The sequence below is a fragment of the Aquibium oceanicum genome (assembly GCF_001889605.1).
Taxonomy (GTDB): domain Bacteria; phylum Pseudomonadota; class Alphaproteobacteria; order Rhizobiales; family Rhizobiaceae; genus Aquibium; species Aquibium oceanicum.
This window is the reverse complement of the sequence record NZ_CP018171.1, coordinates 3,128,984-3,141,267: the sequence shown is the minus strand read 5'-3', so window position 1 is coordinate 3,141,267 and position 12,284 is coordinate 3,128,984. Positions and strand designations below refer to the sequence as shown.

The following is a 12,284-nucleotide window of genomic DNA, read 5'->3' as shown; positions in this document are numbered from 1 at the left end:
AGAGGCGCGACCTTTCGGGACAGCAAAGAGGGACGTTCCATGACCGCCATCGTCGACATCATCGGCCGCGAGATTCTCGACAGCCGCGGCAATCCGACCGTCGAGGTCGACGTGGTTCTGGAGGACGGGTCCATGGGCCGCGCCGCGGTGCCTTCGGGCGCCTCGACGGGCGCGCACGAGGCGGTGGAACTGCGCGACGGCGGCGCGCGCTACCTCGGGAAGGGCGTCGAGCGGGCCGTCGAGGCCGTCAACGGCGAGATCTTCGAGGCGATCGGCGGCATGGACGCCGAGAACCAGATTCACATCGACCAGACGATGATCGAACTCGACGGCACGCAGAACAAGAGCCGGCTCGGCGCCAACGCCATTCTGGGCGTCTCGATGGCCGTGGCGAAGGCCGCGGCGCAAGCGGCCGGTCTGCCGCTCTACCGTTATGTCGGCGGCGCCGGCGCGCACGTGCTTCCCGTGCCGATGATGAACATCATCAACGGCGGGGCGCATGCCGACAACCCGATCGACTTCCAGGAATTCATGATCATGCCGGTCGGCGCGCCGACGCTGCGCGACGCCGTGCGCTGGGGCTCGGAGATATTCCATACGCTGAAGAAGGGGCTGAAGGACGCCGGCCACAACACCAATGTCGGCGACGAGGGCGGCTTCGCGCCGAACCTGAAGAACGCCAACGCGGCGCTCGACTTCATCATGGGGTCGATCGAGAAGGCCGGCTACAAGCCGGGCGAGGACGTCGGCATCGGGCTCGACTGCGCCGCGACCGAGTTCTTCAAGGACGGCAACTACGTCTACGAGGGCGAGAAGAAGACCCGCGACGCCAAGGCCCAGGCCAAGTACCTGGCGAAACTCGTGGCCGACTACCCGATCATCTCGATCGAGGACGGGATGGCGGAGGACGACTGGGAGGGCTGGAAGATCCTGACCGACATCGCCGGGCAGAAGTGCCAGCTCGTCGGCGACGATCTGTTCGTCACCAATTCGGCGCGCCTGCGCGACGGCATCCGCATGGGCGTGGCCAACTCCATCCTGGTCAAGGTCAACCAGATCGGCACCCTGACCGAGACGCTCGACGCCGTCGATACCGCGCACCGGGCGGCCTACACGGCTGTCATGTCGCACCGCTCGGGCGAGACGGAGGATTCCACCATCGCCGATCTCGCCGTCGCCACGAACTGCGGGCAGATCAAGACAGGCTCGCTGGCGCGCTCCGACCGGCTCGCCAAGTACAACCAGCTCATCCGCATCGAGGAGGAGCTCGGCAAGCAGGCGCGTTATGCTGGCAAGGGCATCCTGAAGGGATGACCGCGTAACCGCGCGTTAAGCACGATCGGGCCATAAGGGGGCAAAGGATTTACGCCCTCCATGTGGACCCGCCAGCACAAGAAACGAAACACCGGCCGTCTGATCGTCCCGGCGCTTACGGCGCTGTTTTTGAGCTATTTCGGCTATCACGCCTTCCATGGCGAGTTCGGCATCTACGCCAAGTACAGGCTGGAGGAACGGACCGCGGAGTTGACCTCCACGCTCGCCTCGAAGCGGGAGCGGCGGGAGGAACTCGAAGAGCGCATCGCGCTGCTGCGAGACGGGACGCTTGAGAAGGACATGCTGGACGAGCAGACGCGCCGTGCGCTCAACATGTCGGCGCCGGACGAGCTCACCATCATGCGCGCCTTTGGCAAATCAAATTAACCGAATACCGGTTAATAGCGCATTTTCCGTGCGATCATAAGTGCTTAGCTGCATGACTGCCATGCACTTTTCCGCGTGGCTGAAAGCGTGAAGCCGTGTTAGCTTTCCTTCCATCCTGGGGAGGAACGCCAAGACGCAGCCTCCCCGCCGTCCGTAAGAAGACAGGAACAGGGAGTGACGCATGAAGGCCGCGACGAAGAAGACGTCCGCGAAACCGAAGGCCGCTGCCGATAGCGCCGCGGCGGTAAAGGCCCCCGAACCCTCCGAGTTCGACAAGGACCAGGAACTCGCCGCCTATCGCGGCATGCTTCTGATCCGGCGCTTCGAGGAGAAGGCCGGCCAGCTCTACGGCATGGGTTTCATCGGCGGCTTCTGCCACCTCTACATCGGCCAAGAGGCCGTCGTCACCGGCCTCAGGCTGGCGATGAAGGACGGTGACCAGATGATCACCGCCTATCGCGACCACGGCCACATGCTGGCCATGGAGATGGAGCCGCGCGGCGTCATGGCGGAGCTGACCGGACGCCGAGGAGGCTATTCCCGCGGCAAGGGTGGCTCCATGCACATGTTCTCCAAGGAGAAGAATTTCTATGGCGGCCACGGCATCGTCGGCGCGCAGGTACCACTGGGGACGGGGCTCGCCTTCGCCAACCGCTACCGCGACAACGACAACGTGTCGCTGACCTTCTTCGGCGACGGCGCGGCCAATCAGGGCCAAGTCTACGAGAGCTTCAACATGGCTTCGCTGTGGAAGCTGCCGGTTGTCTACGTCATCGAGAACAATCGCTACGCCATGGGCACCTCGGTCACGCGCTCCTCGGCCGAGACGGACTTTTCCCACCGCGGGCTCTCCTTCAAGATCCCCGGCGTGCAGATCGATGGCATGGACGTGCGCGCAGTGAAGGCCGCGGGCGAGATGGCGCTCGACTGGTGCCGGTCCGGCAAGGGGCCGATCATCCTGGAGATGCAGACCTACCGCTACCGGGGGCACTCCATGTCCGACCCGGCGAAATACCGCTCCAAGGACGAAGTGCAGAAGATGCGGTCCGAACACGACCCGATCGAGCAGGTGAAGGCGCGCCTGATCGAGAAGAAATGGGCGAGCGAGGACGAGCTGAAGGCGATCGACAAGGAGGTGCGCGACATCGTGGCCGATGCGGCCGAGTTCGCGCAGAACGACGCCGAACCCGACGTGTCCGAACTCTATACCGACATTCTGCGCTGAGGGAGACGGACATGCCTGTGGAAATTCTCATGCCCGCCCTCTCGCCGACCATGGAAGAGGGCAACCTATCGAAATGGCTGAAGAAGGAAGGCGACACGGTCGCCGCCGGTGACGTCATCGCCGAGATCGAGACCGACAAGGCGACCATGGAGGTCGAGGCGGTCGACGAAGGCACGCTCGGCAAGATCCTCGTGGCGGAGGGCTCTGAGGGCGTGAAGGTCAACACGCCGATCGCCGTGCTGCTCCAGGAAGGCGAAAGCGCGGACGACATCGGCTCGGAAAAGCCCGCGGCTTCGCCCAAGCCGGAAGCCTCCGACAAGTCCGACGCCGACACGCCGAAGGAAACGGCCAAGGACGCAGGCGGAAAGGCGCGGGGGGCGACGGACGAGCCGAGTGCGCAGAAGGAGGCCGCCAAGGCGCCGGCCGCGCCCAAGGTCGAGACCGCGGCCGATCCCGACATTCCCTCCGGCACCGAGATGGTGCCGACCACCGTGCGCGAGGCGCTTCGCGACGCCATGGCGGAAGAAATGCGCCGCGACGGCGACGTCTTCGTCATGGGCGAGGAGGTGGCCGAGTACCAGGGCGCCTACAAGATCACGCAGGGGTTGTTGCAGGAGTTCGGTGCCAAGCGCGTGGTCGACACGCCGATCACCGAGCACGGTTTCGCCGGCGTCGGGGTGGGTGCCGCCATGGCCGGCCTGAAGCCGATCGTGGAGTTCATGACCTTCAACTTCGCCATGCAGGCGATCGACCAGATCATCAATTCGGCCGCCAAGACGCTCTACATGTCGGGCGGCCAGATGGGCGCGCCGATCGTGTTCCGCGGCCCCAACGGCGCGGCGGCGCGCGTGGCGGCCCAGCACAGCCAGGACTACGCCGCCTGGTACAGCCACGTTCCGGGCTTGAAGGTGGTACAGCCCTACACCGCCGCCGACGCCAAGGGCTTGCTGAAGGCCGCGATCCGCGATCCGAACCCGGTGATCTTCCTCGAGAACGAGATCCTCTACGGTCAGACCTTCGACGTGCCGAAGCTCGACGATTTCGTGCTGCCGATCGGCAAGGCGCGGATCCACAAAAAGGGCAAGGACGCCACCATCGTCTCCTTCGGCATCGGCATGACCTATGCGGTGAAGGCAGCGGACGCGCTGGCGAGCGAGGGCATCGACGTCGAGCTCATCGATCTCAGGACCATCCGGCCGATGGACCTCGATACGGTGATCGAGTCGGTGAAGAAGACCAACCGCCTGGTGACGGTCGAGGAAGGCTTTCCGCAATCATCCGTCGGCGACCACATCGCCAGCCAGGTGATGCAGCGCGCCTTCGACTGGCTCGACGCGCCGGTGATCACCATCTGCGGCAAGGACGTGCCGATGCCCTACGCGGCGAACCTGGAGAAGCTGGCGCTGCCGAATGTCGGCGAGGTGGTCGAGGCGGTGAAGGCGGTGTGCTACCGTAGCTGATGGCGGACCGGAGGATCGTCCGATGAATGCATCAGCGACGGACAGCAAGCGACCGGCGACCTATGCCGATCTGGAGGCCGTGCCGGACCATCTCGTGGCGGAGATCATCGACGGCGTGCTGCGGACCCACCCGCGGCCGTCTCCGAGGCATGGCTTGTCCGCCTTGGCGCTCGGCACAAAGCTATCCGAGCCATTTCAGAATGGCTCAGGCGGTCCGGGCGGCTGGCTGTTCATTGCTGAGCCGGAACTGCACATAGGGCTACATGTCCTGGTACCGGATCTGGCGGGCTGGCGTCGCGAGCGCCTGCCGGCATTGCCCGAGACTGCCTATCTCGACGTTGTTCCCGATTGGATCTGCGAAGTGCTGTCCGCGTCGACCGAACGACGGGATAGGACGGTGAAGTCTCGCATCTATGCCGAGCTGGGTGTCTCACATTATTGGCTGATCGACCCCCGCCAACAGCTTCTGGAAGCGTTTGAACTGATCGATGGTCAGTGGCTTTTGATCGGGACTTGGAGTTCCGCCGATATCGTCCGCGCCGCGCCCTTCGATGCCATCGTGTTCTCGCTCGCCGACCTGTGGCCCCTCGACCGGCCGCTCGGCCTGAACGAAGACCCCACGCCCTATTACGCCGGAGACCGATAGATGCCGATCAACATCACCATGCCGGCCCTCTCGCCCACGATGGAGGAGGGCAATCTCGCCAAGTGGCTGGTCAAGGAAGGCGACCTGGTGGCGCCCGGCGACGTAATCGCCGAGATCGAGACGGACAAGGCGACCATGGAGGTCGAGGCGGTTGACGAGGGCACGGTGGCCAAGATCGTCGTGCCGGCCGGGACGGAGGGCGTGAAGGTCAATGCGCTGATCGCAGTGCTGGCGGAAGAGGGTGAGGACGTTTCCGAGGCCGCGAAGGGCGGCGGGGACGGCGCGGCGCCCAAAGCCGAAAAGAAGGCAGAGAAGGCCGAGGGGAAGCCGGAAAAGGCGGAGGCGCCATCCGCTCCTCCCGCAGCGAAGCCCGCGGAGGGCGGCGGCTCCGCCGCCAAGTCCGAGCAAGCGGCGTCACCCGTGTCCGACACGGCCTCATCCGACCGGCCCTCGAAGAAGCAGGGCAACGGCGCGGACACCTCCCGCACCTTCGCCTCGCCGCTGGCGCGGCGGCTGGCCAAGGACGCCGGCATCGACCTGTCGGCCATAGAAGGGTCCGGGCCGCACGGGCGCGTGGTAAAGGCCGACGTGGAGGCCGCGTCGGCCGGCGGCACGGCGAAGGCGGCGCCAGCAGGCAAGGCTTCGGAGGAGAAGCCGGCGGCGGCCGCCCCTGCATCCGCTCCGAAGACCATGTCGGACGACGCGGTGCTGAAGCTCTTCGAGGAGGGCTCCTACGAACTCGTGCCGCACGACGGCATGCGCAAGACGATCGCGGCGCGGCTGACCGAATCGCACCAGACCGTGCCGGCCTACTTCGTCTCCATGGATTGCGAGATCGACGCGCTGCTTAAGCTGCGCGCCGAGATCAACGCGGCATCGCCGATGCGCAAGACGGAAAAGGGCGACGTGCCGGCCTACAAGCTCTCGGTCAACGACTTCATCATCAAGGCGATGGCGCTGGCGCTGCGCGACGTGCCGATGGCGAACGCCTCCTGGACGTCGACGGCTCGGGTCCGGCACCGGCATTCCGACGTTGGCGTCGCGGTGGCGATCCCCGACGGGCTTATAACGCCGATCATCCGCAAGGCGGAGGAAAAGACCCTGTCGGTGATTTCCAACGAGATGAAGGACCTGGCCAAACGGGCCCGCGACAAGAAGCTGAAGCCGCAGGAATACCAGGGCGGCACGACGGCGGTGTCAAACCTCGGCATGTTCGGCGTGTCGAATTTCACCTCCATCATCAACCCGCCGCACGCCTCGATCGTCTCGGTCGGCGCTGGCGTGGAGAAGCCGGTGGTGAAGGGCGGCGAGATCAAGGTAGCCACCATCATGACCGCGACCTTCGCCTTCGACCACCGGGTGATTGACGGCGCGCTGGGCGCGGAACTGGCGGCGGCGTTCCAGCGGCACATCGAGAAGCCGATGGGGATGTTGGTGTGAGCATGGCTGAAGGGGGAGGGGTGGAGCGGAGCCCCGCATGAAAACCGTCCTCTGCTACGGCGATTCGCTTACCTGGGGCTATTCGGCCGAGGGGCCGGCGCGGCATGCGCATGAGGATCGGTGGCCGAACGTGCTGCAGGCGAGCCTCGGGCAGAGCGTGCAGGTGATCGCGGAAGGGCTGAACGGGCGCACGACGGCGTTCGACGACCATCTGGCGTCGTCCGACCGCAACGGCGCGCGGGTGCTTCCGACGCTGCTGGTCACGCACGCGCCGCTCGACCTCGTCATCATCATGCTCGGGTCGAACGACATGAAGCCCTTCGTGTGCGGGCGGGCGGTCGGGGCCGTGCAGGGGATGCGGCGGCTGGTCGACATCGTGCGTGGCACGGCCTATCCGCTGGAGCAGGAGCCGCCGGAGATCCTGCTGGTGGCCCCGCCGCCGCTCTGCGAGACGGCCGACCCGGACTTCGCCGCCATGTTCGAAGGCATGATCGGGGAGTCGAGGATGCTGGCGAGCCTCTATTCCGACCTCGCCGACGACACCGGCTGCGGCTTCTTCGACGCCGGATCTGTGGCGCCGACGACGCCGCTCGACGGGGTGCATCTTGATGCCAAGAGCACGCGCGCGGTGGGAAAGGCGCTGGAGCCGATCGTGCGCATGATGCTCGGGCTGTGAGGCCATGGACGTTGATCGAAATCAAGGAGGCCAGAAGCTGGCGGGCTAGCGTGGGGGCATTCGGACAGGAGAATGGACCATGTCGCACACGCCACACGAAATCGCCGAGGAATTCCCGGAGCACGTCGCCCTCATCCACCATCTGCGGGAGACCGACGGGCACTTCCACCGGATCGCCAACGAATACCACGAGGTGAACCGGGCCGTTCACCGGGGCGAGACCAACGTCGAGCCGCTCGACGACTTCCATCTGGCCGACCTGCGCAAAGAGCGGATGCGGCTGAAGGACGAGATATACCGGATGCTGGTGCAGCACGAGCCTGTGCTGGAGCCGATCGCGGAAGGGTGAGGCCGACGCTTCCACTCTTCCCCTTGAAGGCGGGCGGCCAGAACGCCCCTGCCGGGAACGAAAGGAGTGGAAGCGCTCATGGCTGAGAACTACGACGTCATCATCATCGGCGCCGGGCCCGGCGGCTACGTCACTGCGGTGCGCTCGGCGCAGCTGGGGCTAAAGACCGCGATCGTGGAGCGCGAGCATCTCGGCGGCATCTGCTCCAACTGGGGTTGCATCCCGACCAAGGCGCTTTTGCGCTCGGCCGAGGTGATTCATCTGGCCGAACACGCCAAGGACTACGGGCTGACGCTGGAGGGCCGCATCTCGCCCGACCTGAAGGCCGTTGTCGATCGCGCGCGCGGGGTGGCGGGGCGGATGAACAACGGCGTCGGCTTCCTGATGAAGAAGAACAAGGTCGACGTGATCTGGGGCGAGGCGAAGATTTCCAAGGCGGGCAAGGGCGACCAGCCGGCCGAGATCGTCGTGTCCAAGCCGTCGAAGAAGCCGATGCAGCCGCAGCATCCGGCGCCGAAGAACACCAAGGGCGAGGGGACGTACACGGCCAAGCACGTGATCGTGGCGACCGGCGCGCGGCCGCGCGCGCTGCCCGGCATCGAGCCGGACGGCAAGCTGATCTGGACCTATTTCGAGGCCATGGTGCCCGACAAGATGCCGAAGTCCCTGCTGGTCATGGGGTCCGGCGCCATCGGCATCGAGTTCGCGTCCTTCTACCAGACGATGGGCGTCGAGGTGACGGTGGTCGAGGTGATGAAGACGGTGATGCCGGTGGAGGATCCGGAGATCTCCGAACTCGCCCGCAAGCGCTTCGAGAAGCAGGGCATGAAGATCCTGCTCGAGGCGAAGGTGACGAAGGTGGAGAAGGGGTCCGACAGTGTCACGGCGCATGTCGAGACCAAGGACGGCAAGGTGGAGAAGATCACCGCCGACAGGATGATCTCGGCGGTCGGCGTGGTCGGCAACGTCGAGGGGTTCGGGCTGGAAGAGCTCGGCGTGAAGACCGAGCGCGGCACGATCGTCATCGACGAATGGTGCCGCACCTCGGTGCCCGGCATATACGCCATCGGCGACGTCGCCGGGCCGCCGATGCTCGCCCACAAGGCCGAGCACGAGGGTGTGATCTGCATCGAGAAGATCGCCGGGCTCCATCCGCACCCGCTCGACAAGGCGCTCATCCCCGGCTGCACCTACTGCCAGCCGCAGGTGGCCTCGGTGGGGCTCACCGAGGCGAAGGCGAAGGAGGCAGGCCACGAGGTGCGCGTCGGCCGCTTCCCGTTCGTGGCCAACGGGAAGGCGGTGGCGCTGGGCGAGGACCAAGGGCTGGTGAAGACGGTGTTCGACGCCAAGACCGGGCAGCTGCTCGGCGCGCACATGGTGGGGGCGGAGGTGACCGAACTCATCCAGGGTTTCGTCGTCGCCATGAACCTGGAGACCACCGAGGAAGAGCTGATGCACACGATCTTCCCGCACCCGACGCTGTCGGAAATGATGAAGGAGAGCGTGCTGGACGCCTACGGGCGGGCGCTGAACGCCTGACCGGAAGGCAGGCGTGCGGGCGCGCCCGCCGGCGGACGAAGTCCGGGCGGGTGACGGCGAACGGGACATCCGGCGGAGAGCGCCGGCCTCAGGACGTGTCGAACGCCGGATGAATAAGGCCGCCGCACGCAGCGGCGATCGGTTCGATCGCGACGCGGCGAGGATCTCGGGCGGAGATGAGGCGCGGGTCCATGCGGCCATCGGGCGGCAGAACGGCGCGGAGCAGGGCGGCGAGCATGCGCAGGCGCCCGGCGAGGAGCGCGGCATCCGCGGGTCTGGTGCCGAGCGGAGCCTCCGGGCAAAGCGGCGCGGCGCCGGTGGTCTCGACGACGAAATCGCGCGCGACGACCTCCGCGTGGCGCAGGAGGACGAGCACGAACCAGCGGACCGGAAACGACCGGCGGCCGGCCCGCTCGGCAAGGACGGCGAGCGAGACAAGCAGCGTCACGACCTGCCGCAGCCTCCGCCCCTCCCTTTCCGCACCGTGCATGTCCGCGCCTTTCGACAAAACCGGCGACCATTGTGGGGGAGGGCGTGGGGGCGTGGATGGATGGCGGGCGGATTTCGTGCAAGGCGTTGGTTTGTCTGGGGGTGGGGGCGGGTTCTGCCCACGATTCCTGAGGCGGACCGGGCGGGGTGAACATCGATCTCGCTTGAGTCGGCGTCGTTCTTGGCCGCGTGCCCAACGCTTGAAGCCGTAATGGGGTGGAAAGGGGACGGGCAGGTTTTGTAGAGCAGCCCGCGATGGCGGCCATTCATCAGAATTTCGAATTCTGTTCATCGTGTGCCGCTTGACCATCGACCGGACGGTTGATCGCTACGCCATGAGGCGGGCCATGGCGTCGGCGATGGCGTGGTCATCGTACGGTTTTGAGAAGAACCTACTCCCGGTGGGCAGACTGCTTTCTTCGAGAATCGCGTTGCCCGACGCGACGAGCAGCTTCACGGGAGGCCATCGCTCGCGGATGTAGTGGGATAGCTTGATGCCGTCCATGGTGCCGGGCATTTGGACATCCGTGAACACCAAATCAATGTCGGCGCGCGACTCCAGGATGCGGATTGCCTCATCCGCGTCGCGCGCCTCCAGCGCTTCGTAACCTGCCGATATGACCAGATCGACTGCACCCATGCGAATGAGGGGGCTATCTTCGACGACGAGGACGACCTTTTTGCCGTTGTTCATTGGCCACTCAGGTTGCGTAGATTGCAGGCCGGGCTCGGCTCTAGACGTAGTGCTTCGGAGGAGATTAGGTTCCTACGCGGCTTCTGGAAGGTCGGCCCGGAGACCGGTGTTTTCCTGATGGCTTATCGTTATGGCGGTACCCGGGTCGGCATCGCTTAACTGAATCTCACTCTGTAGATTTCTTGCCAGCGCTTCGACGATGCCGGTGCCGAGGCCCGCCTTGGGTGCATCGCTTCCCTTTGGCATACCGATGCCGTCATCGGTGACCGAAAGGGACCAGTCCTTGCCCGCCGAGCGATAGTCGATGGTGATCGTGCCCGTTCGTTCATGGGGAAAGGCGTGCTTTAGCGCATTGATGACGAGTTCGGTAACGATAAGCCCCAGACTGACGGAAATGTCCGCGTCCACGGCGCTGCCATCGACCGTTACCGATATCGAGAGGCGGTTCGGGTCTTCGATCATCGACGCGCCAAGGCTCTGGCTCAGCTGCGTGAAATAGTTGCGCAGCTCGACGTTGCCGCCTCTGGAGGTGGAGAGCTGGCGCTGCAAGGCTGCGATCGACATGACCCTGTGGTGGGCATTTTGGATGTGCCCGCGCGCTTCTTCGGACTGAACCCTGCGTGCGCTCTGCATGAGGACGCTCGCGATGATCTGGAGGCTGTTTGCCACTCGATGTTGGACCTCATACAGAAGGTTCTCCTTATCGCGAACCAGATCATCTTTTATCCGAGCCTCGGCACGAGCGTCGGTTACATCCGTCACCGCTGACCTGCCACTGAGTTTTTCCTCCACCTGGAGTTAGAGTCCGGCTCTCGATCGAAGGACGGACAGATGAAGCGAAAGCGATTTACGGAAGAGCAGATCATCGGGGTTCTACGCGAGCACGAGGCGGGTGCGAAGGCAGGTGACCTGGCCCGCAAGCACGGGGTCTCTGAGGCGACGCTGTATAACTGGAAGGCGAAGTATGGCGGCATGGACGTGTCCGACGCCAAGCGCCTGAGGGCTTTGGAAGACGAGAACGGGAGGCTGAAGAACCTGCTCGCCGAGCAGATGCTGGAAGCCTCGGCCCTTCGCGAGCTCCTGTCAAAAAAATGGTAGGGCCCGCCGCCAAGCGCGAAGCCGTCGCGCATCTGCAGGCCGTCATGGGTCTGTCGGAGCGTCGGGCCTGTTCCATCGTCGGTGCCGATCGCACGATGATCCGCTACCAGTCGTGCCGGGCGCCGGAGACCGAACTGCGCGGCCGGCTGCGCGATCTCGCCAACGAGCGCCGGCGTTTCGGCTATCGGCGCCTGTTCATCCTGCTGCGGCGCGAGGGCGAGCCATCAGGGATCAACCGCATCTATCGGCTCTACCGCGAGGAGGGGCTGACAGTGCGCAAGCGCCGGGCGCGGCGACGCGCGGTGGGCACGCGGGCGCCGATCCTGGTCGAGGCGAGGCCGAACGCGCGTTGGTCGCTGGACTTCGTGCACGACCAGTTTGCCTGCGGGCGGCGGTTCCGCGTGCTCAACATCGTCGACGACGTGACCCGCGAATGCCTGGGCGCCATCCCCGACACGTCGATCTCCGGTCGTCGGGTGGCCCGTGAGCTGACCGATCTGATCAGCCGTCGCGGCAAGCCGGACATGATCGTTTCCGACCACGGCACGGAGTTCACCTCGAACGCGATCCTCGCCTGGTCGAAGGATCATCGCGTCGAATGGCACTACATCGCGCCGGGCAAGCCCATGCAAAACGGTTACGTCGAATCCTTCAACGGCCGGATGCGCGACGAACTCCTGAACGAGAGCCTGTTCTTCGGCCTCGACCACGCCCGCAACGCCATCGCCGAGTGGCGGCAGGACTTCAACTCTGCGAGACCTCATTCCTCGCTCGGATACCAGACCCCGGCGGCCTTCGCCGGAACTCTCGCCGCAACCGCCTCCGACGCTTCGCTCGATAAGGGCTTCGCGTCTCCACCGGTTGCTCGAACCGCGCCCTACGGCGTAACAGAAACGGCCAAGGCTCTAACCGCCGCTGGATGAAAGTTCAGTGGCAGGTCACCGACATGTTGTTCTGACATTGGCCG

12 protein-coding genes and 1 pseudogene are annotated in these 12,284 nt (G+C 65.3%); 10 read left to right on the top strand and 3 right to left on the bottom strand.

Annotated features, from left to right (window positions below; genetic code table 11):
- The first annotated feature begins 39 nt into the window (after positions 1–39).
- The 9 genes from eno (at position 40) to lpdA (ending at position 9,036) form a co-directional block, all read left to right on the top strand.
- Positions 40–1,314, top strand: a complete 1,275-nt coding sequence (eno, locus tag BSQ44_RS15340) for a phosphopyruvate hydratase (RefSeq protein WP_072605689.1) — start codon at positions 40–42, stop codon at positions 1,312–1,314.
- Positions 1,315–1,374: 60 nt separating this feature from the next.
- Positions 1,375–1,701: an FtsB family cell division protein gene (locus tag BSQ44_RS15335; protein WP_072605687.1), complete on the top strand. Its 327-nt coding sequence runs from the start codon at positions 1,375–1,377 to the stop codon at positions 1,699–1,701.
- A gap of 181 nt (positions 1,702–1,882) precedes the next feature.
- Positions 1,883–2,926, top strand: a complete 1,044-nt coding sequence (gene pdhA / locus BSQ44_RS15330; protein ID WP_072605685.1) for a pyruvate dehydrogenase (acetyl-transferring) E1 component subunit alpha — start codon at positions 1,883–1,885, stop codon at positions 2,924–2,926.
- 11 nt (positions 2,927–2,937) lie between these two features.
- Positions 2,938–4,386 (top strand): pyruvate dehydrogenase complex E1 component subunit beta, encoded by a 1,449-nt coding sequence (locus BSQ44_RS15325; protein ID WP_072605680.1) that lies wholly within the window; start codon positions 2,938–2,940, stop codon positions 4,384–4,386.
- A 22-nt stretch (positions 4,387–4,408) separates the two neighbouring features.
- Positions 4,409–5,032, top strand: a complete 624-nt coding sequence (locus tag BSQ44_RS15320; RefSeq protein WP_072605675.1) for a Uma2 family endonuclease — start codon at positions 4,409–4,411, stop codon at positions 5,030–5,032.
- Complete coding sequence (locus tag BSQ44_RS15315) at positions 5,033–6,472, top strand: pyruvate dehydrogenase complex dihydrolipoamide acetyltransferase (RefSeq protein ID WP_072605673.1); 1,440 nt, start codon at positions 5,033–5,035, stop codon at positions 6,470–6,472.
- Positions 6,473–6,509: 37 nt separating this feature from the next.
- Positions 6,510–7,148: an SGNH/GDSL hydrolase family protein gene (locus BSQ44_RS15310; RefSeq protein ID WP_072605671.1), complete on the top strand. Its 639-nt coding sequence runs from the start codon at positions 6,510–6,512 to the stop codon at positions 7,146–7,148.
- Positions 7,149–7,227: 79 nt separating this feature from the next.
- On the top strand, positions 7,228–7,497 hold the full coding sequence (locus BSQ44_RS15305) for a YdcH family protein (protein WP_072605669.1): 270 nt from the start codon (positions 7,228–7,230) through the stop codon (positions 7,495–7,497).
- A 78-nt stretch (positions 7,498–7,575) separates the two neighbouring features.
- Positions 7,576–9,036: a dihydrolipoyl dehydrogenase gene (gene lpdA / locus BSQ44_RS15300; protein WP_072605667.1), complete on the top strand. Its 1,461-nt coding sequence runs from the start codon at positions 7,576–7,578 to the stop codon at positions 9,034–9,036.
- Positions 9,037–9,124: 88 nt separating this feature from the next.
- Here the strand turns inward: lpdA and BSQ44_RS15295 are convergent, their stop codons facing one another.
- The 3 genes and pseudogenes from BSQ44_RS15295 to BSQ44_RS15285 all read right to left on the bottom strand — a co-directional run.
- Positions 9,125–9,526, bottom strand: coding sequence for a hypothetical protein (locus tag BSQ44_RS15295; RefSeq protein WP_072605665.1), 402 nt, complete (start codon positions 9,524–9,526; stop codon positions 9,125–9,127).
- Positions 9,527–9,853: 327 nt separating this feature from the next.
- Positions 9,854–10,219 carry a response regulator gene (locus BSQ44_RS15290; RefSeq protein WP_072605663.1) on the bottom strand — a complete coding sequence of 122 codons (366 nt, stop codon included), beginning with the start codon at positions 10,217–10,219 and terminating at the stop codon, positions 9,854–9,856.
- A gap of 72 nt (positions 10,220–10,291) precedes the next feature.
- Positions 10,292–10,984: pseudogene (locus BSQ44_RS15285) on the bottom strand (sensor histidine kinase); the annotation flags it as partial.
- A gap of 66 nt (positions 10,985–11,050) precedes the next feature.
- Here BSQ44_RS15285 and BSQ44_RS15275 point away from each other — a divergent pair.
- Positions 11,051–12,240, top strand: a protein-coding gene (locus BSQ44_RS15275; RefSeq protein WP_114579923.1) for an IS3 family transposase whose coding sequence is annotated in 2 segments (ribosomal slippage) — positions 11,051–11,303 and positions 11,303–12,240 — 1,191 coding nt in all. Because the reading frame shifts where the segments join, the coding sequence is not laid out codon by codon here.
- Positions 12,241–12,284 lie beyond the last annotated feature (44 nt).

Coding starts and splice junctions, on each gene's coding strand:
- eno (WP_072605689.1), top strand. CDS start 40: ATGACCGCCATCGTCGACATCATCGGCCGCGAGATTCTCGACAGCCGC.
- BSQ44_RS15335 (WP_072605687.1), top strand. CDS start 1,375: ATGTGGACCCGCCAGCACAAGAAACGAAACACCGGCCGTCTGATCGTC.
- pdhA (WP_072605685.1), top strand. CDS start 1,883: ATGAAGGCCGCGACGAAGAAGACGTCCGCGAAACCGAAGGCCGCTGCC.
- BSQ44_RS15325 (WP_072605680.1), top strand. CDS start 2,938: ATGCCTGTGGAAATTCTCATGCCCGCCCTCTCGCCGACCATGGAAGAG.
- BSQ44_RS15320 (WP_072605675.1), top strand. CDS start 4,409: ATGAATGCATCAGCGACGGACAGCAAGCGACCGGCGACCTATGCCGAT.
- BSQ44_RS15315 (WP_072605673.1), top strand. CDS start 5,033: ATGCCGATCAACATCACCATGCCGGCCCTCTCGCCCACGATGGAGGAG.
- BSQ44_RS15310 (WP_072605671.1), top strand. CDS start 6,510: ATGAAAACCGTCCTCTGCTACGGCGATTCGCTTACCTGGGGCTATTCG.
- BSQ44_RS15305 (WP_072605669.1), top strand. CDS start 7,228: ATGTCGCACACGCCACACGAAATCGCCGAGGAATTCCCGGAGCACGTC.
- lpdA (WP_072605667.1), top strand. CDS start 7,576: ATGGCTGAGAACTACGACGTCATCATCATCGGCGCCGGGCCCGGCGGC.
- BSQ44_RS15295 (WP_072605665.1), bottom strand. CDS start 9,526: ATGCACGGTGCGGAAAGGGAGGGGCGGAGGCTGCGGCAGGTCGTGACG.
- BSQ44_RS15290 (WP_072605663.1), bottom strand. CDS start 10,219: ATGAACAACGGCAAAAAGGTCGTCCTCGTCGTCGAAGATAGCCCCCTC.